General features: G+C 63.6%; 20 protein-coding genes. 8 read left to right on the top strand and 12 right to left on the bottom strand.

The features are described from left to right. Positions 1 to 177: 177 nt before the first annotated feature. Both ACR65T_RS00605 and ACR65T_RS00600 read left to right on the top strand, forming a co-directional pair. Positions 178 to 546, top strand: coding sequence for a DUF5132 domain-containing protein (locus ACR65T_RS00605; RefSeq protein ID WP_434494676.1), 369 nt, complete (start codon positions 178 to 180; stop codon positions 544 to 546). Further along, the gene (locus tag ACR65T_RS00600) at positions 547 to 990 is read left to right on the top strand and encodes a hypothetical protein (RefSeq protein WP_434494661.1); all 444 of its coding nucleotides are present in this window, start codon (positions 547 to 549) and stop codon (positions 988 to 990) included. Positions 991 to 992: 2 nt separating this feature from the next. Here ACR65T_RS00600 and metK read toward each other — a convergent pair whose 3' ends face one another. Together metK and ACR65T_RS00590 are read right to left on the bottom strand one after the other, a co-directional pair. Further along, positions 993 to 2,174 (bottom strand): methionine adenosyltransferase, encoded by a 1,182-nt coding sequence (gene metK / locus ACR65T_RS00595; RefSeq protein ID WP_434494660.1) that lies wholly within the window; start codon positions 2,172 to 2,174, stop codon positions 993 to 995. Further along, positions 2,164 to 4,974 carry a cation-translocating P-type ATPase gene (locus ACR65T_RS00590; protein WP_434494659.1) on the bottom strand — a complete coding sequence of 937 codons (2,811 nt, stop codon included), beginning with the start codon at positions 4,972 to 4,974 and terminating at the stop codon, positions 2,164 to 2,166. The genes metK and ACR65T_RS00590 overlap by 11 nt, the downstream gene beginning before the upstream one ends. A 557-nt stretch (positions 4,975 to 5,531) precedes the next feature. On the opposite strand from ACR65T_RS00590, the gene ACR65T_RS00585 reads away from it, so the two are divergent. Genes ACR65T_RS00585 through ACR65T_RS00575 form a run of 3 tightly spaced genes read left to right on the top strand, consistent with a single transcriptional unit; the run spans position 5,532 to position 8,676 of the window. Continuing rightward, positions 5,532 to 5,723, top strand: a complete 192-nt coding sequence (locus tag ACR65T_RS00585) for a hypothetical protein (protein ID WP_434494658.1) — start codon at positions 5,532 to 5,534, stop codon at positions 5,721 to 5,723. Beyond that, positions 5,720 to 6,865 (top strand): catalase family protein, encoded by a 1,146-nt coding sequence (locus ACR65T_RS00580; RefSeq protein WP_434494657.1) that lies wholly within the window; start codon positions 5,720 to 5,722, stop codon positions 6,863 to 6,865. Before ACR65T_RS00585 ends, ACR65T_RS00580 begins: the two co-directional genes overlap by 4 nt. Continuing rightward, positions 6,853 to 8,676, top strand: coding sequence for a c-type cytochrome (locus tag ACR65T_RS00575; RefSeq protein WP_434494656.1), 1,824 nt, complete (start codon positions 6,853 to 6,855; stop codon positions 8,674 to 8,676). Before ACR65T_RS00580 ends, ACR65T_RS00575 begins: the two co-directional genes overlap by 13 nt. 275 nt (positions 8,677 to 8,951) lie before the next feature. On the opposite strand, the gene ACR65T_RS00570 is transcribed toward ACR65T_RS00575, so the two are convergent. Beyond that, entirely contained in the window at positions 8,952 to 10,175 is a 1,224-nt protein-coding gene (locus tag ACR65T_RS00570) for a lysozyme inhibitor LprI family protein (RefSeq protein ID WP_434494655.1), read from the bottom strand. Positions 10,176 to 10,429: 254 nt separating this feature from the next. Between ACR65T_RS00570 and ACR65T_RS00565 the strand changes: the two genes are divergently transcribed. The 3 genes from ACR65T_RS00565 (at position 10,430) to ACR65T_RS00555 (ending at position 15,994) form a co-directional block, all read left to right on the top strand. Next, positions 10,430 to 11,236 (top strand): hypothetical protein, encoded by an 807-nt coding sequence (locus ACR65T_RS00565; RefSeq protein WP_434494654.1) that lies wholly within the window; start codon positions 10,430 to 10,432, stop codon positions 11,234 to 11,236. Between the two features lie 91 nt (positions 11,237 to 11,327). Beyond that, entirely contained in the window at positions 11,328 to 12,698 is a 1,371-nt protein-coding gene (locus tag ACR65T_RS00560) for a Y-family DNA polymerase (protein ID WP_434494675.1), read from the top strand. After that, positions 12,695 to 15,994 (top strand): error-prone DNA polymerase, encoded by a 3,300-nt coding sequence (locus tag ACR65T_RS00555; RefSeq protein WP_434494653.1) that lies wholly within the window; start codon positions 12,695 to 12,697, stop codon positions 15,992 to 15,994. The genes ACR65T_RS00560 and ACR65T_RS00555 overlap by 4 nt, the downstream gene beginning before the upstream one ends. A gap of 134 nt (positions 15,995 to 16,128) precedes the next feature. Here the strand turns inward: ACR65T_RS00555 and ACR65T_RS00550 are convergent, their stop codons facing one another. The 9 genes from ACR65T_RS00550 to rpsM form a co-directional block, all read right to left on the bottom strand. Continuing rightward, entirely contained in the window at positions 16,129 to 16,470 is a 342-nt protein-coding gene (locus ACR65T_RS00550) for a LapA family protein (RefSeq protein WP_175095552.1), read from the bottom strand. A 115-nt stretch (positions 16,471 to 16,585) separates the two neighbouring features. Then, positions 16,586 to 16,876 carry an integration host factor subunit beta gene (ihfB, locus tag ACR65T_RS00545; RefSeq protein ID WP_014890734.1) on the bottom strand — a complete coding sequence of 97 codons (291 nt, stop codon included), beginning with the start codon at positions 16,874 to 16,876 and terminating at the stop codon, positions 16,586 to 16,588. 45 nt (positions 16,877 to 16,921) lie between these two features. After that, positions 16,922 to 17,893, bottom strand: coding sequence for a signal peptide peptidase SppA (sppA, locus tag ACR65T_RS00540; RefSeq protein WP_434494652.1), 972 nt, complete (start codon positions 17,891 to 17,893; stop codon positions 16,922 to 16,924). A 96-nt stretch (positions 17,894 to 17,989) separates the two neighbouring features. Beyond that, positions 17,990 to 18,307 (bottom strand): divalent-cation tolerance protein CutA, encoded by a 318-nt coding sequence (gene cutA, locus ACR65T_RS00535; RefSeq protein ID WP_434494651.1) that lies wholly within the window; start codon positions 18,305 to 18,307, stop codon positions 17,990 to 17,992. A 1-nt stretch (position 18,308) separates the two neighbouring features. After that, positions 18,309 to 19,796 carry a DegQ family serine endoprotease gene (locus tag ACR65T_RS00530; protein WP_434494650.1) on the bottom strand — a complete coding sequence of 496 codons (1,488 nt, stop codon included), beginning with the start codon at positions 19,794 to 19,796 and terminating at the stop codon, positions 18,309 to 18,311. A gap of 258 nt (positions 19,797 to 20,054) precedes the next feature. Further along, positions 20,055 to 20,468 carry a 50S ribosomal protein L17 gene (gene rplQ, locus ACR65T_RS00525; RefSeq protein ID WP_434494649.1) on the bottom strand — a complete coding sequence of 138 codons (414 nt, stop codon included), beginning with the start codon at positions 20,466 to 20,468 and terminating at the stop codon, positions 20,055 to 20,057. Between the two features lie 180 nt (positions 20,469 to 20,648). Beyond that, positions 20,649 to 21,668 carry a DNA-directed RNA polymerase subunit alpha gene (locus ACR65T_RS00520; protein ID WP_434494648.1) on the bottom strand — a complete coding sequence of 340 codons (1,020 nt, stop codon included), beginning with the start codon at positions 21,666 to 21,668 and terminating at the stop codon, positions 20,649 to 20,651. Positions 21,669 to 21,754: 86 nt separating this feature from the next. Beyond that, positions 21,755 to 22,144, bottom strand: a complete 390-nt coding sequence (gene rpsK, locus ACR65T_RS00515; protein WP_014890740.1) for a 30S ribosomal protein S11 — start codon at positions 22,142 to 22,144, stop codon at positions 21,755 to 21,757. 103 nt (positions 22,145 to 22,247) lie between these two features. Then, positions 22,248 to 22,616: a 30S ribosomal protein S13 gene (gene rpsM, locus ACR65T_RS00510; RefSeq protein WP_018406003.1), complete on the bottom strand. Its 369-nt coding sequence runs from the start codon at positions 22,614 to 22,616 to the stop codon at positions 22,248 to 22,250. Positions 22,617 to 22,746 lie beyond the last annotated feature (130 nt).

Raw genomic sequence — 22,746 nt, 5'->3', positions numbered from 1 at the left:
TTGAAAAGCGGGCAGCCACAGCTCATAGGAACGCGCCACGTTACAGTTATGTGACCGCGTCGGCGCGCTCTTTTCGCGATCGCGTCGATTGTTGCTGATGGGATGTCTTGATAGAATTTCCTGGCCGTCACCGCTTGGTCCTGGCGGCCCTTAGCGAATCGGACCGGAGTCGAAGTGATGAAACCCTTTGGATTTGCGTTGGGCGCGTTGACGGGCGCCGCCGCCGTTTTGCTCCTGAACCGTCAGGGAACGCAGCGCGTGCGCCCGATCGCCAAGGCGGCGATGAAAGCCGCGGTGATGGCCTATCACGAAGCGCGCGTGCAAGGCGCCGAACTCGCCGAGGCCGCCGAGGATCTCTTCGCCGAAGCGAAGACCGAGGCCGCCGCCGATATTTTCGCGGCCGCGGTGGCCGCCGCCCAGGCCAAGGCCGCGCAAGCCAGAACCGAAGCGAAGACCGAAACGAAGCCCGAAGCGACGTCAAAGCCCGAGAGCGCGGCGCCAGCGAGCGAGGCTCCCGCGTCGCGGGCCGCAGGCGAGAGCGCGTAAATGAACGACGCAATCCTGCCCCTGGCGCAGGTGGCCCACGCCATGCCCGGCCGCGCGCGGCTGCGTGTCGCCGACCGCCGCGGCGACACCGCTTATTTCGCTTCGGTCTCCAAGGGCCTGTCGGCGATCGCCGGCGTTCGCAACGTCGAAGTGACGCCGCTGACGGGCAGCGTGCTGATTCAGCACAGCGGACCCTTGGCGCGCATCGGCGTCGCGGCGCAGGAGGCGCGGCTCTTTGTCGTCGGCGAAGCGCCTCACGCCGCGCGCGAGACGCCGGAAGTTTCCATCGACCCCAAGGTCGTCGCGGCGCTCGCGCTCTTTGCAGCGGCGCTGTGGCAAATGTCGAAGGAGCGGGTTTTGCCGCCGGCGATCACCCTGCTGTGGTACGCCACCCGCCTCAGTGGCGTTTGGTCGCTGGATGGCGACGGCGATAATGGCGAGTAGGCCTAGCCCTTAAGCGCATCAACGATGTCGGTCGCTTCCCACGGGAGATCGAGATCGGAACGGCCGAAATGCCCATAGGTCGCGAGCGGAAGATAGAAGCCCCTCGCGCCTGAGGCTTGCGGCGCGGTGCGCAAGCCAAAGCGGCGAACAATGGAGGCTGGCCGGAAATCGAGAAGCTCTGCGAGGCGCCTGGCGATTTTGTCATCCGCAAGATAGCCCGTGCCGAAGGTCTCGACCGAGAGACTGATGGGCTCCGCCTGCCCCGCCGCGTAAGCCAGGTGGACTTCGCAGCGCTCGGCGAGGCCCGCCGCGACGATGTTCTTGGCGGCGTGCCGCGCGGCGTAAGCGCCAGCGCGTTCGATGCGCGAAGGGTCCTTGCCTGACAGCGCCGAGCCGCTCTGGCGCGCGATCTCGCCATAGGCGTCGATGCCGTTCTTGCGCCCGGTCAGGCCGGCGTGGCGCGCCGGTCCGCCGATTTCAAAGGGTTCGCCGGCGTTGACGTGAACCGTCGTGCGAGCATCCGGCCTCATGTCGCCCGCAAAAAGCGCATCGAGCGCGATCGCGCGCAGCCGGTCGAACTTGTCGTCGTCCATCGCCGCGCCGTCAAAGGCGACGGTCAACGAAACCCCATAGATTCGTGCGGGGCGACCGCCGCGATATTCAATCGAGACTTGCGTCTTGGCGTCGGGCGAGAGCGAAGAAAATCCGCCGCGACGAGCGGCGTCGAGCGCCCGCGCGACCTTATGCGCGAGGCTGATCGGCGCCGGCATGAATTCAGGCGTATCGCGACAGGCGTAGCCGAAAACATTGGCCTGCTCATGCGCGACGCGCCTGCTGATCGCCGCGTCGTCGTCGAGCTCTTCGAGAGGCGGCTCGCGCGCCTCGAGCGGCAATTCGACGAAGCTCGTCAGTATCGAGCAATTGCGCGCGTCGAAGCTCCCGGCGGCGTAGCCGGCCTCCTGCATGACCGCGCGCGCGAGCGCCGGCAAATCGACGAGCGCGTCAGCGGCGTATCGCGCAGCGAGAAAGACGACGCCCGTCGCCAGGGCGCATTCCACAGTTGCGCGCGCGCGATCATCTTCACGCAGCAGCGCATCAATGGCCGCATCGCTGATCTGATCGCAGAGCTTGTCGGGGTGCCCCGGAGTCACCGACTCCGACGTGAAGATCATGTCAGGCGACATGGCTTTCTCCGTTGCCGCGCAGCGGCGTCTCTTCGCGATCGGCGACTCTGCCGATGATATCGTTGGCGAGCGAACTGCCGAGGGCGATGGCGCCGATCCGCAACAGGTCGCCGGCGCCGAGCGGCGACAGGCCGAGAAGGCGCCGGGCCAATGGAAAGAGTTGCACGCCCGCCTGCAGCAGTAGGGTCGCGCCGACGGCGCCATAGAGCGTCGGATTGGGGGGCCTGCCGATCTCGCAACTTAACCCCCGCAACTCGGAGCGACAGGACAGGCTATGGAGCAACTGGCCGCAGGTGAGGCCGTGAAAGGTGACGGTGCTGGCGCGCGCGCCGCCTGCGCCGCCGCCGAGGCTGAAATAGCCGATAAGCGCCGCGACGCCCATCACCGACCCCTCGCGAAGAATGCGCCTAAAATCGGAGGCGGCGAGAATCGCCGCCTTCGGATCATGCGGCGGCCTGTCGAGCACGTCCGGCTCCGGCGGCTCAAGCCCCAGCGCGATCGCCGGCAGCGCGTCGGTCGCCAGATTGAGCCAGAGCAGTTGCATCGGCGTCAACGGCTCGCCGCCGACAAGCGCGGCGCCGAGCATGGCGATGGTCTCGGACGCGTTGGTCGATATGAGATAGCGCAGCACCTTGCGAATATTCGCGTATGTGGCGCGGCCGAGTCGTATGGCCTCGACGACGCCATCCATGTCGTCGGTCGCGAGCACGATGTCGGCGACCTGACGGGCGACGTCGGCGCCCTCTCCGCCCATGGCGATTCCGACGTCCGCCGCGCGCAAGGCGGGGCCGTCGTTGACGCCGTCGCCGGTCATCGCCACGATATGGCCATGGCCTTGCAGCGCCTTGACGATGTTGAGTTTGTCGACGGGGGTGACGCGCGCGAAGACATGCGGCTGCCTCGCCAGCGCCTCAAGCATCTCGGGCTGCATCTTCGCCATCTGCCCGGCTTCGAGCACGCGCAGCTCGCCGCCGTGATTGAGATCGAGGCGCCGCGCGATGGCGAAGGCGGTCGCGCTTTGATCGCCGGTGATCATCACCGTGCGCACGCCGGCTCGATGCAGCTGCTTGAGCGCCGGGCCGACGCTGGCGCGAATAGGATTCGCCATGCCGGCGAGTCCGAGCCACAGGAGATCCCGCTCGTCACGGGGATCGCCGCCGGCTTCGCCGATCGCAACGCCAAGGACGCGCAGCGCATCGCCGGCCATACGTTCATTGGCCTTGAGAATGGCGGTCCGCGCCGGGCCGTCGAGCGGCGCGGCGCCATCGGCCATGCTGCGGGTCGCGCAACGCGCCAGCACCTCGACCGGATCGCCTTTGACGCAGAGCATGCGCGCGCCGCCGGACGCTTCGTGGAGCGTGCTCATGCGCTTGCGGCCCTCGCCGCGCGCCACGCTCGTCAGCAAAGGGGTAGATTGCCGAAGCGCGAGGGGATCGACTCCCATCGCCACGCCCGCCTCGATCAGCGCGGTTTCCGTCGGCGTGCCGTCGATCTCCCAATCTTTCGGCGCGGGCTTTGCGACGGCGTCGCTGCATAGCGTCGCCGCTTCGAAGAGGCGACGCGCAATAGCGACTGTTGCGGCGTCGGCATCGACGCCGTCGCGCAACAGTCGGCCTTCCTGCAGCTCAAACGCGCCATTGTCGACGTGAACGCGCACCGCCGCCATGCGGTTTTCGGTGAGTGTGCCTGTCTTATCGAGTCCGATCGTTTCGATCGCCCCAAGCGTCTCCACCGCGTCGATCTTGCGCACCAGAACCTTGCGCTTGCGCATGTCCTGCACGCCCAAGGCGAGCGTGGTGGTCGCGACGGCGGGGAGCCCTTCGGGGATGGCCGCCACCGCGAGCGAAATCGCGCTGCGCAAGGTCGGGATAAGCCCATGGCCGCGTAGAAGGCCAAGAGCGAAGACGCACGCGCAAATGGCGCCATTGACGATGACGAGTTCGCGCTCGACGTCGCCAAGTTCGCGCTGGATGGGAGTCTGGGGCCGCTGCAGCGCGCCGAGCAACTGCTGCACGCGGCCGATCTCGGTCTGCGCGCCGACCGCGGTGATAATGGCTACGCCGGATCCGCCGGTCACCGCCGTGCCGCGAAACACCATATTGCGACGATCCGGGACTCCCATGTCCGGCGATAAGACGAGCTTTGCGTCTTTTGGGGCCGGTTGCGCCTCGCCGGTGAGCGGCGATTCGTTCACGGTCAGATCGTCGCTGGCGATCAGGCGCGCGTCTGCCGGCACGAAGGCGCCGCGCTCGATCAGCAGGAGGTCGCCCGGCGCGAGATCGCGCGCGTCGACCCTCAATCGCGCGCCATTGCGGATCACGGCGGCGTCCGATAGCTCCTCCGAGGCAAGGCCGGAAATTGTGCGGTCCGCTTGACGCTCGGTGGCCGCGGCGATGCCGGCGTTGATCAGCACCACCGCAGCGATCATCACCGCGTCGGCGACGCCGCCGGTGGCCAGCGACACCACCGCCGATGCGCCGAGCAAAACGATCGGCAAACTGGTCAATTGCTCGGCGAAAACAATCGCAGCCGAGCGCGGCTCAGCGCGGCGGAGCTCGTTGCGTCCCCATTTCCGCAGTCGTTCCGACGCGTCCTCTGCCGTTAAGCCTCGACCGATGTCCGTCTCCAGCCGCGTCGCGAGCGCATCGATCGCCTCGGCGTGAGCGGCGTTTTCCGGCGCGAGCGACGCGCCGTCGCCGACGTCCCATGCCGGCTCTTCGGCGACCGCCGCTTCGAGCGCCTGCATCAGCCGCGCGCTTGTGAGAGGCTGCTGAAATTCGATGAGAGTCGAACCCGTCAATTCGCTGGCGCGAACGAAAAGGACGCCGGGCAGACGTCGAAGCCGCTTCTCGACGGCCCGCGCGAGCGCTGCGCGGCCGCGAAGACCCAGATGGCGAATCCGCGCGCGGCCGCAACAAGCATCATGAATAAGCTCGGCGCCAAATTGCGCACGGGACTCCACGCCGAAGCGAGGTGAACCTTTGGGCGCGTGATCTGAGTCCGCTTCAGCCAGGATCATTGAGCACATTGTCTGGCGCGCATCGAAGCCCGCTTTTCACGACCGTTCGATGACACTTTCGGCTCTGCGGAATCGCTCGCGCGAGAATAGCGCTTCTCCGCCGCGCCGCTGATCGCCGCGACACGCAACGCCGCAGCGCACTCCGCACGTTTGAGCCGCTACTATAGTTGTGCGAGGGATTGGCGCAACCGCGCGCCACTGCGCTGCAAATTCGACTGCCGGCGGAACCTTAGCGAAGGATCGGCGTTCCCCCACAAGCGGCAAGCTTATATTGCGCCTTTGTCAGTTTGCAAATCTGATAGTGTTTTCAGTTTCGTCGATTCGGGTGGGAGCGAACAATGTTCTTGAGAGAGCTGCTTGCGGCGAGCTTCGCCGCAACCGCATCCGCTATCGCGCCGCTCAACGTTCTTCACAACGTCGACAACGCCATTCTAGGCATGAAGTTCAAGCGGGCGTATAACGCCATTGCGGCGGACTTCTTTCAGATGCGCAATTCAAAAATCGCTTTCTCGAGGGGAGGACAATCATGACAAAGAGACGGAACGCGTCCGTCGCGGCCGCCATGCTTTTGGCCGTGTCAACAAGTCCGCGCCAAGGCGCCTGCGCCGAGCAGGCGGCGGCCGCCGTCGCGACGCCGCCCCCGCTCACCAAGTTTGAAAAGGCGCCTCCGGGCGAAGCCGAGCAGATTGGGCAGATCATTTCGCTCACCACGCAGCTTCTGCAGATGCGCTATCCTGAAGGCATGGCGCGGCGCGGCGTGCATCCAAAAGATCACGGATGCGTCAAAGCGACGTTCACCGTCAATCCCGACATTCCTCAGCAATACAGGGCCGGCGTCTTTGCAACGCCGGGGAAGAAATACCCAGCCTGGATTCGCTTCTCCAACGCGACGCCCTTTCTCGCGCCTGATCTCGGCAAAAATGGTCCCGACAGCCGCGGCATGGCGATCAAGCTCATCGGCGTCGAAGGCGAGACGCTGCTGAATGAACCTGGCGCGAAGACGCAGGATTTCCTGCTGATCAATCTTCCGGCTTTCGCCTTTCCGAATGTCTCCGAATATTTGGAAGTCACCAAAATCCAGCTTGCGAACCACGACGACATTCGGCCCTTTTTGGCGCCGCCGCTGTCGCCCGAGAGGAAGAAGACTCTGGGCGTCGTCACGAAGATCAAGCAAACCAACGTCGGCAATCCGCTCGAGAGTCCGTATTTTTCCGCTGCGCCGTTTCTTTATGGCCCCGACAGGGTCGCTAAATTCAGCGTGACGCCGAGAAGCGCGGAAAAGACGCCAGTGCCGCAGAATCCAACCACGAATTATCTGCGCGAGGCGATGAAGAAGAGCCTCGATCCCGCCAATGGCAAGCCGGCTGTGTTCGATTTCAAAGTCCAGCTGCGCAATGACGATTCGCTGCCGATCGAAGACGCGACCGCCGAATGGTCGGAGACGACCGCGCCGCCGCAAAATGTCGCGACGATCGAAATCGATCAGCAAGATTTCGACAATGCGTTTCAGGTGACGGAATGCGAGCATATGGCGTTCACGCCATGGCACGGGCTCACGGCGCATCAGCCGATCGGCGGCATCAATCGGCTGCGTCGCGACGTCTATATCGCCTCTTCGAAGTTCCGGTCCCAGCCCAAAGAGCCGACGGGATTCCCAAAATGGCCGTGGTGACGCGTCTCACTAGCGCGATCGCGCGCATTTCATTCGTCGCATGCTTGGCGCTGGCGTCACACGCCTGCCTGCACGCGCCGGTTTGGGCGCAAACGGCGCCGGCCGGGGGCGAGTGGCGCGCCGAGCAAGAAAGACGGTTGAAGGCGCTCGACGCCTATATCAGCCGCAAGCCGGTCGCCTATCGTTGGTTCGCGGATTTTCCCTTCGGCCTGACGGATGGCGCGCCCTTCATCATCCTGAAGCTGCTGCCGAAGCTCGCGCCCGAAGAATGGGGAAGCGGGAATAACTTTCTCGACGTCGCCGGCCTCTTCATCGATGAGCGCGATCCCACCTACCCTATCGCCCGCGGCTTCGGCTGGACCGGATTGGCGCGCAACGATCCCAGCGGGGCCGTCGATTACGCGGCGTTGAGTTGCGGCGCCTGCCATATCGGCCGCGTGCGTCTCGATGACGGCAGTTTTCGCTATCTCGACGGCGGCGTGAACGCGCAGTTCAATCTCGTACAATATCGCGTCAGAGTGAAAAACACGATCGAGAAGATCACCGCCGGCGCGACGACGCCGGAGGAGAAGATCGAACGCGCCACTCGGGCCATTCTTACAGCGCTCGACAAGGCGCATGCCCAAGACAGAAATTACTTCTACAAGAATTACTCCTTCGCTGGCCGCCGCTTCGACGCCGCCTATGAGACGCGTCAGATCGAGCTCTTCATGCAGGACGCGCCAGCGATCGTCGGCAAATACCTGACGCGCGCCGGACTGGAATACGTCTCGCTGCTCGACCTCGTCTACAAGAACTACAAAGGCTTCGAGGAGCAGATGACGCAAGGTTTCGGCGGCATGGCCGACGCGACCGGAGTCAGCACGTCGATGGTCTACGCCGCCGCCGAAGCGCGCGGCGAAAATCCGGATCCGAAGACAAGCCTGCCGCCGACGCCCGGCATCACCGACTTCATGGCCGTGTGGGAGCAGGAGAAGCGTCTGGCGCGCTGGTCCGCGGATCACACGCAACTTGTCGACGGCGGCGGGCAATGGAACGGCAATATTCCGATTCCGATCTTCCGCAACCTTGCCGCCGAACTGACGCTGGGGCTCGGACCCGACACCGACATTCGCATCGCCGCTTTCAGCGAGGATCTGCTGCGCGATCTGCCGGCGCCCGTCTATCCCTTCCCCGTCGATCTCGCGCTCGCGAAAAAAGGCGCGGCGCTCTTTGAAGAAAATTGCGCGGCGTGTCATCGGCCGCATAACGGCAAGGTCTACGACCTCGGCACGGATCTCGGCCGGGCGCGGGTCGTTAGCGACATAATTGCGAAAAACGCCCGCGACAGTTTCACGAAGATCTGTCCGCCAGCGAGAGTCGTCGAGATGCCGCCCTCGGGCGACCGGATCGCGCCCTGCGCGAAGTTCGAAGGGGTCTCGCTGGAGAACCGCGCCGACGTCTCCATGGCCGATCCGAAGGCGCATGACGGCTATAACGCGCTGCCGCTTGGCGGCGTCTGGGCGCAGGCGCCTTATCTGCACAACGGCTCGGTGCCGACGCTCTATCATCTCCTCGTTCCGCGCGAGCGCCCGGCCATCTTCATCAAGAGCCGGCTCGACTACGACAAGAAGCTCGTCGGCTTCTCCTGGGAGGTTCCTCAGACCTTGATGCGCGACGAAGGCTATCGTTTCGATACAACGGCCTTTCCGGCGCTCTCCAACAAGGGGCACGACAAGGACGTCATCGAGGACGGCAAGACCTTGAAGCTCAATTGGTCGGACGACATCCCCGGCGCCATGGCGATCGTCGAATATTTGAAGACGAAGTGAGAGTCAGAAGACCAAGCGAGTGCAGGCTAGGGTCGCGCCTATTCTTCCATGGCGATTGAATGAAGATTTCCTCATCCTGAGGAGCGTGCGCAGCACGCGTCTCGAAGGACGAGGAAATCTTCATGCGCCGCCCACTGGACCTCGCCCTCGTGCGCGCCTTGACGCAACTTCCGAGACCATCGCCTCGGTTCGACGCGACTCCTTCGATGTGGACTCGACAGGTCGTTCGTGTCGATCTGATCTGCAAGCGCGCGAGGCGCCATCGAAAGCTCTTGCTACCGCAGGATATACTCCCTGCTTATGATTTTGTTTAAGGTTGAATATGGTAACTCACACTGGCACATGCATTGTCCAAATCCGCCAAAGGCATAATCCCCGTAATAAAGCTTCGCAGATGAATCTGTAAAACTCCAGTATTCCAGATCGCGGGTCCTATCTGAAAGTTCTTCCCGTTCATCGTCGCTTAGATTCTCCTTAACGGATGATTTTTCTCCGCTCATGTCGTCACGTTCGTCCTTTTGCTCTTTTATCTGTGACGCGCAGAGCTGCAATATTTGCTTTGCGCCGGCCTCATCAAATAAATCATTAAAATTTAAAACACGCCCGGAATTGACGTCAAATGTCGTATTTACTGAATAACGGAATGGCTGTGGCTGACCAAACCAGCTATCATATTCAACGCCAATAGACGCAAGATTCGCAGAGAGATAATTCAACCGCGCTGACACGTCCGCATAAAATTCATTTCCCTGCGATGAAGAGACTTCGTCATTCTCCATTTTTGAGTCGCCCATCGCGCGTTGTATATGTTTGTTAATAAACCTATTTGCGTCCGCCATCCATCCCTCGCCGGCGTGAAACTGAAAGGCCTCAACAGTCAATCTAGCCTGACGCTTTGTGGCGGGACCGCGCTTAAATAATGGCCTCCCCACAACCAAGTGGCTGCCACTCCCTGACGGCGCACGCCCAGCCAAATAGGCCTCCCTTCGCTTGGTGCTTTCAATCAAACATTTTACATATGGCGCGGGCGCACGTTCTCTTTCACATGAGTTATCGCGCACCTGGATCCATTCAGTTTGAGATTCCTTTAATGCCGACCGTTCCTTAGCTTTAAGCTCTTCTCGCAAGCGATTGTATGCGAGACCCAACAAATCATCGGCAGCGCGAGCTTCTGTATCGGCGCAAATCGCTTTGTCGGCTCGGGTTTGCGCGAGCGCGCAATCAATTGCTCTGGCGGGCGCAGCCGAACAAAATAAAGAAATAGCCGAGATGCATGCGCCTGTCCCCGCTGACAAATAGTTTCGCTTATTACGATCCAGACTGGATTGAACCTCTCCATATGGAGCTGCACCGGCACGCGCCGCGACACTTGGAATATGAGTCGAAATCCGACGGGGCGCCGCGACCCCAATTGACCTCGCGGAGGCATCGTTGCCCGGAAATTCTTTACCGGCCGTCGTGACGATCGCCAGCATCGATTCAGTTGTCGAGGAGGACATGACCATTCTCTCGCGCGCGTCGTTAATTCACATCTCAATGGCATACGTCCCATCTAACACAGCCGCTCTCGCTGAAGCACGCGTTGCGCGCCGCGCCGCGACCAGCTCTGCTGCAGCTTATTCGCGCGCGTTGAGCAATGGGGAATTCTCCCCAAGAGATTTGTGCTGGCGCCGTCGCGCCCCTTCCGTCTCTCGCCCCGGCTTGACTCTCCCGCATCGGGAGTCATTATAAGAACATAACAGGAACTCATGAGATGACCCAACCGCTGGCGTCGCTGCGGAAAAGCCTGGCTTGCGCCTATCCGGCCGCAGCCGCCGAGACGATCGCGCTCGGCGCGCCCGCTCTCGATCGGCGGCTTGGCGGCGGAATTCTCCGCGCGGCGCTGCATGAGGCCTATGCCGAGACCGCCGCCGACGCCCCGGCGGCGACGGGCTTCGCTTTGGCGCTCGCCAGGCGCGCACTGGCGGGCGCGGAAAAGCCGCTGCTCTGGGTCCGGCAGGAGGCGCTGACCGCCGAATCCGGCGCGCCCTATCCGCCCGGCCTCGCCGACATCGGCATTGATCCGGCCGCCGTCGCCTTCATTCGCGTGCGCGACGCCAAGGAAGCGCTGCAGGCGGGCCTGGAGGCCGGGCGCTGCGCAACTGTGGGCGCGACGCTGATCGAACTCTTCGGCGAGGCGCGCGCCTATGACCTCACCACGAGCCGGCGCCTCGCTCTGGCGGCGGCCGCCGCCGGCGCGCCGATCTTCGTCACGCGCATCGCCGCCTCCCCCACGCCGAGCGCCGCCGCGAGCCGCTGGCTTGTGCGCGCCGCGCCTTCCCGCGCGCTTGCGGCGAATGCGCCGGGATCAGCGGCCTTTGCGATTTTTCTGCTGCGCCAGCGTGGCGGCGCGGCGGGGCAAGAGCAGCATGAGTGGCGTGTGGAGTGGAACCGTGACCCTGGCGCCTTCGAGGACAGAACATTCGACGCATCGTCGCTATCTGGCCCTGTGGCTTCCCTTCCTGTCGGCGGAGCGTCTGGCGAAAGCGCGCCGCAGAGGGCCGGACGCAAATTCGGATGATTCGCCGCTCATTCTCGTCAAGAAAGAACGCAGCGCGCTGCGCGTCAACGCCCTCGATCGAAAGGCGATCGCGCTCGGCCTGACGCCGGGCATGACGCTCGCCGACGCCAGGGCGCGCGCGCCCCATCTCGCCGTCGCCCAGGCCGACCCTGACGCCGACGAGCGGCTGATGCTGCGGCTCGCCGCCTTTGGCGAACAGTTCACGCCGCTCGTGGCGCTCGATCCGCCCTGCGGCCTCATGCTCGACGCGACCGGCTGCGCGCATCTTTTCGGCGGCGACGCGATGATGCGGACCAGCGTCCTGCGGGCGATGGCGCGCCTCTCCTTCACGGGCCGCGCCGCCCTCGCCGGAACGCCGGACGCCGCGCGCGCCCTGGCGCGTTTTGGCGCGGAAGGCGTCACGCCTCCGGGCGAAGATGAAATTTTCACCCGCCCGCTCTCCATCGCCGCGCTCGAAGCGCCAAAAGAAACGAGCGTGGCGCTGACGCGCGCCGGACTTACGACATTGGGCGATCTCGCCGATCGTTCCTCGGCCGCGCTGACAGCGCGTTTCGGCGCCGAAACCATGCGGCGGCTGACGCGCATTCTGGGACGCGAGGACGCCCGCATCACGCCCTTGCGGGCCTTGCCGGAATGCATGGTCGAGCGGCGCTTCGCCGAACCCTTTCTCGATCTCTCTGCGATAGAAAACGTTCTGCGCCCGCTGATCGCGGAAGCGATGGGCATTCTCGAAAGGCGCGGGCAAGGCGGCCGCGCTTTTGAAGCGCGCTTCTTTCGCACCGACGGCGCCGTCGCGTCCCTGCGTTTCGAGACCGGCGCGCCCTCGCGCAATGTCGAAGCGCTGCTGCGGCTCTTTCGCCTGAAGGCCGAGTCGCTCGCCGATCCGCTCGATCCGGGATTCGGCTTCGACGTCATCCGTTTTTGCGTTCTTTGCGCCGAAACTCTGGCGCAAGGCCAGATCGGCTTCGAGCGGCAAGGCGCGCAGGAGAACGACGTCGCCGATCTCGTCGATCGCCTGGCGGCGCGTTTCGGACGCGAACGCGTGCTGCGCTTTGCGGCGCATGAGACGCATGATCCCGTGCGCGCGGCTTCCTATGTTTACGCCGCCGCGTCTCCGTCTTCTCGGCCCTATTCCTGGGTGAAGCCGGAACAGGGCGAGCCGCCCTTGAGGCCGCTGTTTTTGTTCGATCCGCCGCACCCCATCGAAACCATGGCGGAGACGCCGGACGGTCCGCCGATGCATTTCAAATGGCGGCGCGCGCGCCACATGATCGCCCGCGCCGAGGGGCCGGAGCGCATCGCGCCGGAATGGTGGCGCAACGCAGTCGGCAGCGACAGGCGAACGCGCGACTATTACCGGCTGGAGGATCGCGACGGCCGCCGCTTCTGGGTGTTTCGCGAGGGCCTCTATGAAAGCGAAACCGCCGCGCCGCGCTGGTTCCTGCATGGGCTCTTCGCATGAACGCGCCTTTCGCCGAACTCGTCGCGGCGACGAATTTCTCCTTCCTGCGCGGCGCGTCGCATCCGTCAGACATGGCGCTGACGGCGCTGCTGCTCGGCCATAGCGGAATTGGAATCGCCGACCGCAACAGCGTCGCCGGGGTCGTGCGCGCCTACGCCGCGCTTAAGGAGCTACGCGAAAAATTAAGCGATCCGCCGGCTGGCGACGACGCCGCGCTTCTGGCGCAGATCGACGCAGCGCGCATTGACTCCTTCAAGCTCGTCGTCGGCGCGCGGCTCGTCTTCGCCGACGAGACGCCCGACATCGTCGTTCATCCACAAAATCGCAACGGTTGGGCGAGGCTCACGCGGCTGCTGACGAGAGGGAATCTGCGCGCCAAGAAAGGCGAATGCCGTCTTTATGTCGACGATCTCGCGCAGGCCGCCCGCGATCTGCTGCTGATCGTCATGCCTTCGCGCAATCTGGCGCGCCTGCCGTCGACTCTGGCGCGTCTGAGCGATCTGACGCAAGGCGACGTCTGGCTGGGCGCGACCATGCCGCGGCGCGGCGACGACAGGCGGCGTCTTGCAAAACTGGAAGAGATCGCCGCGCGGACGCAGACGCCCTTGCTCGCGACCAATGACGCGCTTTACGCCGATCCCGGCCAGCGCGATCTGCAAGACGTCATGACCTGCATTGGCGAAGGCGTGACGCTCGCGCAAGCCGGGCGCCGGCTGGAGGTCAACGCCGAACGCCATTTAAAGACGCCAGAAGAAATGGCGCGTCTCTTTACCGACGCGCCGGAGGCGATCGAGGAGACGCAATGTTTTCTCGCGCGCGTCGATTTCTCGCTCGATCAGTTAAAATATGAATATCCGGACGAGCCTGTTCCGCCCGGGCGCAATCCGCAGGACTGGCTCGAGGAGCTGACCTATCGCCACGCGGCGATGCGCTATCCGCGAGGCGTGCCGGAGAAGGTCGAGAAGCTCCTGCGCGAAGAACTGGCGCTCATCAAGACGCTCGACTACGCGCGCTATTTTCTCACCATCCACGACATCGTGCGGATCGCCGAAGACAAGGGGATTCTCTGTCAGGGACGCGGCTCCGCCGCCAATTCCGCCGTCTGCTACGTGCTCGGCGTCACCTGCGTCGATCCGGCGGAGAATGATCTGCTCTTCGCCAGATTCATCTCGCAGGAGCGCAAGGAGCCGCCCGACATCGACGTCGATTTCGAGCATGAGCGGCGCGAGGAGATCATTCAGCATATTTACGGCAAATACGGCCGCGAGCGCGCCGGACTCGTCGCGACCGTCATCAGCTACCGGCCGCGCAGCGCCATTCGCGAAGTCGGCAAGGTCTTCGGATTGACTGAGGATGTGACCGCCGCTCTCGCCAGCACGCAATGGGGGAGTTGGGGATCGGACATTCCGCAGGCATACATTCGCCAGACCGGGCTTGATCCCGAAAATCCCGTCATTCGCCGCGCCATTCATTTCGCTCAGCGGCTGCTCGGCTTTCCGCGCCATCTCTCGCAGCATGTCGGCGGTTTCGTTCTCGCGCGCGGGCGGCTCGACGAGCTGACGCCCATCGCCAACGCCGCGATGCCGGAACGCACCTTCATCGAATGGGACAAGGACGACATCGACGCGCTCGGCCTGATGAAGGTCGATGTGCTGGCGCTCGGCATGCTCACCTGCATTAGAAAATGTTTCGATTATTTGCGCGCGCATGAAGGAAAGGACATCGGCCTCGCCGACGTGCCGGCCGACGACAAAGCGACCTACGACATGCTGTGCCGGGGCGATTCGATCGGCGTCTTTCAGGTGGAGAGCCGCGCCCAGATGAACATGCTGCCGCGCCTGAAGCCGCGCGAATTCTACGATCTCGTCATTCAGGTGGCGATCGTGCGGCCGGGACCCATACAGGGCAATATGGTGCATCCCTATCTGCGCCGCCGCTCCGGAAGCGAGCCAGTGATCTATCCTTCGCCCGCGCCGGAGCACGGGCCGGCGGACGAATTGCGCAAGGTTCTCGAAAAGACCAAGGGCGTGCCGCTCTTTCAGGAGCAGGCGATGAAGCTCGCCATGGTCGCGGCGAAGTTCTCAGACGTCGAAGCCAATCGCCTGCGCCGCGCCATGGCGACCTTTCGCAATCTCGGCACCATCCATCAATTCGAGGCGCTGATGGTCGAACGCATGGCGGCGCGCGGCTATGACCGCGGCTTCGCGCAAAGCTGCTTCGAACAGATCAAGGGCTTCGGCTCCTATGGCTTTCCGGAAAGCCACGCCGCATCCTTCGCCAAGCTCGTCTACATCTCCTCCTGGATCAAATGCCATCATCCGGCGATCTTCGCCTGCGCGCTGCTCAATTCGCAGCCGATGGGCTTTTACGCGCCGGCGCAGATCGTGCGCGACGCGCGCGAGCATGGCTTCGACGTGCGCCCCCTCGACGTCAATTTCAGCGACTGGGACAATAGGCTGGAGCGCGCCGTCGACGGCGCTCTCGCGCTGCGTCTCGGCTTTCGGCAGGCGGACGGCGTGCATGAGAATGAAGGACGACGCATCGTGGAAGCGCGCACGAAACCCTACGACAGCGTCGAAGATCTGGCGCGGCGGGCGGCGCTCAACGGCGCGACGATGCGCGCGCTCGCCGACGCCGACGCTTTCCGCTCCTTGCAAAGCGACCGTCGCGACGCGCTCTGGGCCGTGCGGCGTCTGCCAGACGCCAAACCCCTGCCGCTCTTTGCGGCCGCCGATGCGCGCGAACTCGCCAAGGAACAAGATCCGCTGCTGCCGCAGATGTCGCTTGGCGAACATGTCGCCGCCGATTATCAGACGCTGCGGCTCTCGCTGAAAGCCCATCCAATGGCGGTGCTGCGGCCGATTTTCGCGCGCGAAGGGATCATGGCCTGCGCGGAAGTTTCGGCGCTTGCTGACGGCGCCTTTGCGCGCGGCGCCGGCGTCGTGCTGGTGCGGCAGCGGCCGGGACAAGGCAACGCCATTTTCGTGACGCTCGAAGACGAAACCGGCGTGCTCAATATCGTCATCTGGGCGCGGCTCTTCGAGCGCTACCGCCGCGAGACGATGGCGTCACGACTCATGCTGGTGGAAGGACGGGTGCAGAAGAGCCCCGAAAATGTCGTGCATCTGATGGCGCGGCGCATTATCGACCGCAGCCAGGACCTCAATAGACTGTCAGAAGCGCATCGGCCGGAAATCGTCCTGTCTCGCGCGGACGAATTCATCCATCCCCAGCATCCGCGCGGCGGCCATCCGCGCAATGTCCGCATCCTGCCGAAATCGCGGGACTTTCACTAAAGCAGGTTCCGAAAAAGGTGACAGACCTTTTCGATGACAACCTGCTCCAATTTTGATTTTGAGCGATTCCTTATCGATCACATGATTCCATGTGATCGATAAGCGCTCTAAGGCGCGGCGACACAGGAAGCCGCTTAACTGCTCTTCACTCTCTTATCGGCCGGCAGGCTCGCCAACGCCTGCTGACGCAGCTTATCGATCTCCACACGCGTCTTGCGCGCCTCGGCGCGAGCGACCTTCGCGGCGCGGCGCACGGAGAGATGCCCAAGCCAGGAAGAGATCCCGCCCGCGAGCACGCCAATCGCCATGGACGCCAGAACGACAAGGAAGATCGGCGCCTCGAAAGAAGGACCCGATCCGTCGCTCGGCGCGAAGGGATCAAGCCCGATGCGCACCGAGCCGCGGTTGGCCATCGAGAAAAACAGAATGATGAGCGCCAGAGGAACGAAAACGATGACGCGCAGGATGGACTTCATAACATTTCCCTCTTGCCGGCGCCGCGCAACACGCTGGGCAGCCGCCACATACAGCCGCCGCTTCGCCGCTGCCGCGCGTCCCGAGACCGAGAGGACGCAGCCGCTTTAAATCGCCTCAGCCCGGATAATTCTCGTTGAGGCGCTCGCGCATCTCTTTACCGGTTTTGAAGAACGGCACGCTCTTTTGCTGCACCGAAACCTGCGCGCCCGTGCGCGGGTTGCGGCCGGTCCGCGCATCGCGCTTCTTGACCGAAAAAGCGCCGAAGCCCCGCAATTCGACGCGATCGCCCCGCGCCAGCGCAGAGGTGATCTCGTCAAGAATCGTGCTGACGATCGTCTCGACATCGCGCTGGTACAGGTGGCCGTTTCGGCGCGCGATACGTTGAATAAGTTCCGACTTTATCATGAGCCGATCCAATGTGTTGGCGTCGAAAGCAACGCGACGCCCGAGTCAGTTGGCGGCTGAATGCTGCCAAATCGCCAAAAGGCCGTCAAGCTCGCCGCTCCGTTCGAGGAGAATTGATTTTTCTAAAAAACCGGCGATCGACTCCAGTCCGGCGACCCGCGCGACGCCGGCGGCGGCGCCCATAAGCCCAAGCCGCTCCAGGCTGGATTTCTTCTTCCATTCGCGCACAGGCATGTCTTTGGCAATTCCCTTGTTGGCGACCAGCCAGTCGATGGCCTCGCGCTGCCCGCCGATGAGATCGACGAGCTTCAGCGGCACACCCTGCCGCGCGGTGAAGACACGGCCGTCAGAGACCTTCGCGAGCTCCGCCTCGTCGAGATTACGCCGCTCTCGAACGAGGCCTTTGAACCAAGCGTAGGAATCGGCGACAAGACTGGCGACCGCCTCGCGCGCCTCCGGGCTCGTCGGTTCGAGCCCGTTGGGCGCGGCCTTGAGCGGCGACGATTTTATCGTCTCGACCTCGACGCCCCAATTATTGAGCAGCTTCGAGACGTTGGGATATTGGAACAGCACGCCGATCGAGCCGACGAGCGAATTGCCGCGCGCAACGATCGTATCGGCGGCAAGCGCGGCGATATAGGCGCCGGACGCGGCCACCGTTCCGACAACGGCGACGACGGGCTTCTTTTCCGCGACGCGCCGAAGCTCCTCATAGAGCCGTTCCGAGCCTGTCGTCGTGCCGCCGGGACTCTCAATCTCCAGCAGCAGAGCCTTCGTCTGGTTCGACTCCCCGATCTTCTTGATCATATCGATTGTATCGTCGTCGCCGGTAATGACGCCCTGCAGTTCGAGACGGGCGATATGCGGCGTGAGCTTATCCGCAGAGTCGGCGCCGCCGAGCCGCACCACGGCGACGAGGCCGGCAAGACCTAAGGCGATCAGGGCGGCGAGACGCCACCAGCCGAGCTTGCGGCGAAGCCTGCGGCGATCAACGAAATAGTCGGTGGGAAGTGACATCCAAGGGTCCCGAAGGCTGGCGCGGCGCACGGAGCGTCGCCGCGCAGGAAAGGTAATGCCGAGATCGGCGATTTGGAAGACGCGCCGCCGGCGCGCTTACCGTCGCGTCGCCTCCATCGCCCAGGCGAGATATGCTTGGTCCGCCTCGGCGACGTCGATGCGCAGAATTTCCGGCGTCTCATAGCTATGCAGACGGCGGACCAGTTCGGCAAGCGCGGGATAGTCGTCGCCGCGCGCTTTCATGTGCAACAAGAACTCAGGCGCTTCGCGCATCTCGTCCTTCCAGACGTAATGGCTGCGAATGGGATGTATCTGAACGCAGGCGGCGAGCTTCGCGAAGAGCGCCGCCCGGGCAAGCGCGCGCGCCTTTTCCTCGTCGTCGATCGTCGTTGCGAGGATCGCAAGCGCGCTCATCTTAGCCGCCGATAACGGTCGTGAACACCTGCCCGCCGCGCGCCAGGGTGATCTTCCAATAGTAGGCGCGCCCTGCCGTTACGCTCTCCAGGTCGCGCGTCGTCCCGATCTTTTGATCATTGACGGCGAGAATTATGTCGCCGCGCTGCAGATTGAGCTGCTGCGCGTAGGAGCCGTCGTCGACCTCGGACACGACGACGCCATTGTTCGTTCCCTGCACCGACATCTCTTCGATGACCGCGGGCGAAATATTCATGACCGTCGCGCCAGCGAAGGGCGACGCGCCCTTTATCCTTATCGCGTCGCGCGGCGGCGTTTCCGGCGCCGGCGCGAGTCGAATTTGCGCGACAATCTTTTTGCCGCCCCGCAATACGCCGAGCGTCGCCTGCCCGCCAATCGGCTTGGTGGCGAGCCGATAGCCGACCGCCTCTGGGTCATCGGCCGTCTGGCCGTCGACCGAAATAATGACGTCGCCGCGCTTTAGACCGGCTTCAGCCGACGGCCCCTTTGGATCGACGTCGGCCAGCAGAGCGCCGGTGGGACGATCGAGCCCGAGGCCGTCGGCGATCTCCTGCGAGAGCATTTGCAGCGTCGCGCCCATCCAGGCCCGTCGCACCTGCTTGCCGCCGCCCTTCGCGGCGGCGATCACGCTCTTCACCATATTGACGGGGATGGCGAAGCCGATGCCGACCGATCCGCCGGACTTCGAGAAGATCGCGGAATTGATGCCGACGACGCGCCCGTTCATGTCGACCAGCGGTCCGCCCGAATTGCCGGGATTGATCGCCGCGTCCGTCTGAATGAAGAAGCCATAGTCGCTGATGCCGACATGGGTGCGCGCCAGCGCCGAAATAATGCCCTGCGTCACCGTTTGACCGACACCGAAGGGATTGCCGATCGCGAGCGTCAAATCGCCGACTTCGAGCGCATCCGAATCGCCAAGCTCCATCGTCGGAAAATTGGCGCCGTCGACCAGCTTCAGCACCGCGAGATCGGTCCGCGGATCGCGTAACAAAATCTTGGCGGCGAATTCGCGTTTGTCGGCGAGCGCCACCTTCACGTCGGTCATGCCCTCGATCACGTGATTGTTGGTGACGACAAGGCCGCTCTGATCGACGATCACGCCTGAGCCCAGCGATTGGGCCATGTTGCGTCCCGGCATGCCGCCGCCCTCGCCAAAAAAGCGACGAAAGATCGGGTCATCGAAAAGCGGGTTGGCGGGCATGCGCTCGACGCGCGACGCGAAGACGTTGACAACGGCCGGCTGCGCCTTTTTGACCACTGGCGCGAAGGAATAAATCAGTTCGCCGCGGCTCGTCGGCACGGCGCGATCAGGGGCCGGCGGCGTAAAGCTCTCGACACGGCCAGGCGGCCTTGGCGAGGCGGTCTGGGCCGGTTCAGCCGAGACTTCGGCGCGCGCGGAGGCAAAGAACGCCGCGAGGGCGCAGGTAAGCGCCGCAGCCATAATCTGACGCGCCGAAATCGTCATGAAGCGCTCCGTAGCTCGTTTTCCCGGCGCATTTATAGACGCAAAGACGCGAGACGATAAGAATGCGCCGCAATGATCCTGCTGCGCGAGATGCGTCATCGAGCGCCATCCCGAAGTGTGGTCGTCGGCCACGCAACTTTCGCGCGGGGTTCTCGGACTTGCTCTTAAAACGCTTTCGGCGCCGCATCCCGATGACCGGGACACGACGCCGCGATTGCTGATCATCATGACGATCGAAGCGGTCGCCCCCGGAGCCGTTTACGCCGCCGCCTCCTCTTCGTGGACCGGCCCGGAATCCTGCCCCTTGGCGTTCACGTCGCGATCGACGAATTCGATGACCGCGAGCGGCGCGTTGTCGCCGTAGCGGAAGCCCGCCTTCAGCACGCGCGTATAGCCGCCGTTGCGATCCTTGTAGCGAGGTCCGAGCACGTCGAAGAGCTTGCCGACCAGCTTGACGTCCTTGATCTTCGCGATCGCCTGCCGGCGCGCATGGAGGTCGCCGCGCTTACCCAGCGTCACGAGCTTTTCGACGACGGGACGCAGATCCTTCGCCTTCGGCAGCGTCGTGACAATCTGCTCATGCTTGATGAGCGCCTGCGCCATATTGGCGAACATCGCCTTGCGGTGCTCATGCGTGCGCCCGAAGCGGCGCTTCTTGTGACCGTGATACATGCGGCTCTCCGTTGATTATGCGGCCGCCGTGCCAAGGAACGGCCGTCTCCATTATTTCCCTCTCCCGCTCGCGGGAGAGGGTGGCCCCGCGAAGCGGGGTCGGGTGAGGATATTTCCCGCGCCCTCATCCGTCGCGCATTCGCGCGACACCTTCTCCCGCAAGCGGGAGAAGGGGGAAACTCAATAATGCTCCTCGAATCTCTTCGCGAGATCGTCGATGTTCTCCGGCGGCCAGCCGGGTACTTCCATGCCCAGATGCAGACCCATCTGCGCCAGCACCTCCTTGATCTCGTTCAAGGACTTGCGGCCGAAATTCGGCGTGCGCAGCATCTCGGCTTCCGACTTCTGGATAAGGTCGCCGATATAGACGATATTGTCGTTCTTCAGGCAGTTCGCCGAACGCACCGAAAGCTCCAACTCGTCCACCTTCTTCAGCAGCGCCGGATTGAAAGCGAGCTGCGGAATCGACGGCGCGGCCTCCTCGCGGCGCGGCTCTTCGAAATTGACGAAGACGTTGAGCTGGTCCTGCAGAATGCGCGCCGAATAGGCGATCGCGTCTTCCGGGCTCATCGCGCCATTTGTTTCGACCGTCAGCGTCAGCTTGTCATAGTCGAGAACCTGGCCCTCGCGCGTGTTCTCGACGCGATAACTGACCTTTTTGACCGGCGAATAGAGGCTGTCGATCGGAATGAGGCCGATCGGGGCGTCTTCGGCGCGGTTGCGGTCGGCGGGCGCATAGCCCTTGCCGTTGGCGACGGTGAACTCGATGCGGATCTCGGCGCCTTCGTCGAGCGTGCAGATGACGAGTTCAGGGTTGAGAACCTGCACGTCGCCCGTCACCTGGATATCGCCCGCGGTGACGGCCCCCGGTCCCGTCTTCTTGAGCGTCAGGCGCTTCATGCCATCGCCCTGGTATTTTATGGCGATGTCCTTGATGTTGAGGACGATGTCGGTTACGTCCTCGCGCACGCCGGGGATCGACGAGAACTCGTGCAGCACGCCGTCGATGTGAATCGACGTGATCGCCGCGCCCTGCAAGGACGACAGCAGAATGCGGCGCAGGGCGTTGCCAAGCGTCACGCCGAAGCCGCGCTCCAGCGGCTCGGCGACGGCGGTCGCGACGCGCTTGGGATCGTCTCCGGCGGTGACTTCGAGCTTGTTCGGCTTGATGAGTTCCTGCCAGTTCTTCTGGATGCTCACGTGGAGGCCTTTCCTTGAAGCTCCTGAGTGCGGCGTTGGGGCATGCGCCGCGCCGCGCGAAATCAAATCAGACAATCTGAATGAACTCAGACGCGGCGGCGCTTGCGCGGCCGGCAGCCGTTGTGGGGAATGGGAGTCACATCGCGGATCGAAGTGACGGTAAAGCCCGCCGCTTGCAGCGCGCGCAGCGCCGACTCACGGCCGGAGCCCGGACCCGAGACTTCGACTTCAAGCGTGCGAACGCCATGCTCGCCAGCCTTGCGGGCGGCGTCTTCGGCGGCCATCTGCGCGGCGTAGGGCGTGGATTTGCGCGAGCCTTTGAATCCCATCGATCCGGCAGACGACCACGACACAGTATTGCCCTGCGCGTCGGTTATGGTGATCATGGTGTTGTTGAACGTCGAATTCACATGCGCGACGCCGGAAACGATGTTCTTGCGCTCGCGGCGACGAACGCGCGTTGTGTCCTTGGCCATTTTTTCTTGCGTCCTTCAAACGCGCCCGTAGTTCCAGGCGCTAGGGATTTCGGTTGTCATGGCCGGGCGTGTCCCGGCCATCGATGATTGTTCTGACGGCCGATTACTTCTTCTTGCCGGCGATCGGCTTCGCCTTGCCCTTGCGGGTGCGGGCGTTGGTGTGCGTGCGCTGGCCGCGCACGGGGAGTTGGCGGCGATGGCGCAGGCCGCGATAGCAGCCGAGATCCATCAAACGCTTGATGTTGATCGCGACCTCGCGGCGCAGATCGCCCTCGACCATGTAGTCGCGGTCGATGGTTTCGCGAATTTGCAAAACTTCCGCGTCGGTGAGCTGCGCCACGCGGCGTTCAGCCGGGATGCTCACCTTTTCGCAGATTTCCTCGGCCTTCTTGGCGCCAATGCCGTGGATATATTGGAGCGCAATGACGACGCGCTTGTTCGTCGGGATATTGACGCCTGCAATTCGGGCCACTTTGTCTCTCCATGTGAGAAGGAGCCTTAAGCTCCGGGATGACGCCCGCGTCCGGTGGAGCCCGGCCCATGCGGACGGTTGCGAACCGTCTTCATACGAAAACGGGCCCCGTCCCCCAATCCGGGAGCCG

It is taken from the genome of Methylocystis sp., assembly GCF_051061285.1.
In the GTDB taxonomy this organism is placed as follows: domain Bacteria; phylum Pseudomonadota; class Alphaproteobacteria; order Rhizobiales; family Beijerinckiaceae; genus Methylocystis.
The sequence above is the reverse complement of the archived record's forward strand: the minus strand, read 5'-3'. Positions and strand labels throughout refer to the sequence as shown.